Source organism: Mesorhizobium sp. M1E.F.Ca.ET.041.01.1.1, assembly GCF_003997355.1.
Taxonomy (GTDB): Bacteria; Pseudomonadota; Alphaproteobacteria; order Rhizobiales; family Rhizobiaceae; genus Mesorhizobium.
In genome coordinates this window covers 1-1,720 of the sequence record NZ_RZSL01000906.1, presented here as the reverse complement: position 1 = coordinate 1,720, position 1,720 = coordinate 1, and the positions used below count along the sequence as shown (strand labels likewise).

Sequence of the window (1,720 nt, the reverse complement as noted above, 5' to 3'; positions counted from 1 at the left end):
GGCCTCGGCGAAACACGGCCGGTCGATGACGAGGCCCGCCTGAAGACGATGCTCGGCAATGCCAATCTGGTGCTGACCGCGCGTCTCGATGTCGAGGGCAGGCCGCTTGTCGGCGTTGCCCGCGCCATCACCGACTTCTCCTGGGTCTGCTACATTTCCGAGCTCGCCGTGTCCGCCTCGGCGCAAGGGCTCGGCATCGGCAAGGGCCTGATGGACGAGGCGCGTCGGCAACTCGGCCCTGCGGTCGGCATCAGCCTGATCTCGTTGCCCGACGCCGTCGGTTTTTACGAGCGCATCGGCATGAAACGCATGACCGACGCTTTCTGGTTCTCCCGCAAGCACTGACGCCATTCACCGGCAAGTGATTGCTTGGGTTTGTCACGCCGCTTGACATGCAACCAAATGGTTGCATATTAAGGCCATGAGCATGGATGCCGTCTTTCGCGCCTTGGCCGACCCGACACGTCGGCAATTGCTGGACAGCCTCTATGCCCGGAACGGGCAGACGCTGAATGCGCTCTGCGAACGGATGGAGATGACGCGCCAGGCGGTGACCAAGCACCTGGCGATTTTGGAAGAAGCGAACCTCGTCACCACCATGCGCCGGGGCCGGGAGAAGGAGCACTACCTCAATCCCGTTCCGATCAACGAGATCGCCGAGCGCTGGATCGGCAAGTTCGAGCGCCATCGGCTGGATGCATTGAGCGACCTGAAGAAGCGGCTTGAAAGGGAAGAGCCATGAGCGACAACAGTTTCGTCTACGTCACCTATATCCGCACCACGCCCGAAAAGCTTTGGACGGCATTGACCGACCCCGAGTTCAACCGGCAGTTCTTCCTCTGCTCCTATCAGGAGAGCGACTGGAAGGTGGGCTCGAGCTGGAAGCTGATCTTCCCCGACGGCCGAGTCGCCGACTCGGGCGAGATTCTCGAGATCGACCCGCCCAGGCGTCTCGTCATCAAATGGCGCAACGAATGGATGCCGGAGCTGAAGGAAGACGGCTACACGCGCTGCACCTTCACCATCGAGCAGGACGGCGATTTGATGAAGCTTGCCGTCACCCACGAGGCCGACGGACCGCACAGGCTGATCGAGAACGTCGCCAAGGGCTGGCCGCTGGTCCTGGCGAGCCTGAAGAGCCTGCTCGAGACCGGCAAGGGTTTCGAGCGCCCGCCGTCAAAGGGCTGAGGCATCGTTTCGAAATCGAAACGAACCCAAAGGAGGTTGCGATGATGCTCGGGCATTCCTGGCCGCAGGCCATGGCGAACACCGAGACGGTCATGGCTTCGGCAGAAATCCTTGCCCCTCCCGAGCAAGTTCTTGCCGCGCTCGTCACGGATGAGGTCGGGCGCTGGTGGGGCTCGGCGGACACCTACCGGATGATTGGCTGGGCCGCCGATCTTCGCGTCGGCGGCCGATGGAATGTCACCGTGAAGACTGCCGACGGCGGGCATCTTCCCGTCAGCGGGAGATTTATCGAGATCGAGATGCCGCGCCGCATCGTGCAGACGAGGCGCTACGAGCGGGACCATCCGACGCTCGGCCGCCACGAGACCACCGTCGCCTATCTGCTGGAACCGACCGTGGCCGGCACGCAGCTCACGATCTGCCACGGCGGTTTCGCCGGCTTCCCGGACGCGGCGGCCGAGCATGCCGAAGGCTGGGCAAGAGTGCTTGGGTGGTTGCAGGGGCACCTCTCCTTCTCCCCTTAGGGGAGAAG

At 63.1% G+C, this 1,720-nt stretch carries 4 protein-coding genes; all 4 read left to right on the top strand.

What is annotated here, in order from left to right; all coding sequences use genetic code 11:
* Window positions 1-345, top strand: a 345-nt coding sequence (locus EOA38_RS35725) for a GNAT family N-acetyltransferase (RefSeq protein WP_127301429.1), incomplete at its 5' end; no start/stop codon positions are given.
* A 76-nt stretch (window positions 346-421) separates the two neighbouring features.
* Complete coding sequence (locus EOA38_RS35720; RefSeq protein WP_127301428.1) at window positions 422-742, top strand: metalloregulator ArsR/SmtB family transcription factor; 321 nt, start codon at window positions 422-424, stop codon at window positions 740-742.
* On the top strand, window positions 739-1,188 hold the full coding sequence (locus tag EOA38_RS35715) for an SRPBCC family protein (RefSeq protein WP_126091128.1): 450 nt from the start codon (window positions 739-741) through the stop codon (window positions 1,186-1,188). The genes EOA38_RS35720 and EOA38_RS35715 overlap by 4 nt, the downstream gene beginning before the upstream one ends.
* A 41-nt stretch (window positions 1,189-1,229) precedes the next feature.
* Window positions 1,230-1,712 carry an SRPBCC domain-containing protein gene (locus EOA38_RS35710; protein ID WP_245481008.1) on the top strand — a complete coding sequence of 161 codons (483 nt, stop codon included), beginning with the start codon at window positions 1,230-1,232 and terminating at the stop codon, window positions 1,710-1,712.
* Window positions 1,713-1,720: the final 8 nt, after the last annotated feature.

Excerpts from the sequence above, each read along its gene's own strand:
- EOA38_RS35720 (WP_127301428.1), top strand. The coding sequence starts at position 422 with ATGAGCATGGATGCCGTCTTTCGCGCCTTGGCCGACCCGACACGTCGG.
- EOA38_RS35710 (WP_245481008.1), top strand. The coding sequence starts at position 1,230 with ATGATGCTCGGGCATTCCTGGCCGCAGGCCATGGCGAACACCGAGACG.
- EOA38_RS35715 (WP_126091128.1), top strand. The coding sequence starts at position 739 with ATGAGCGACAACAGTTTCGTCTACGTCACCTATATCCGCACCACGCCC.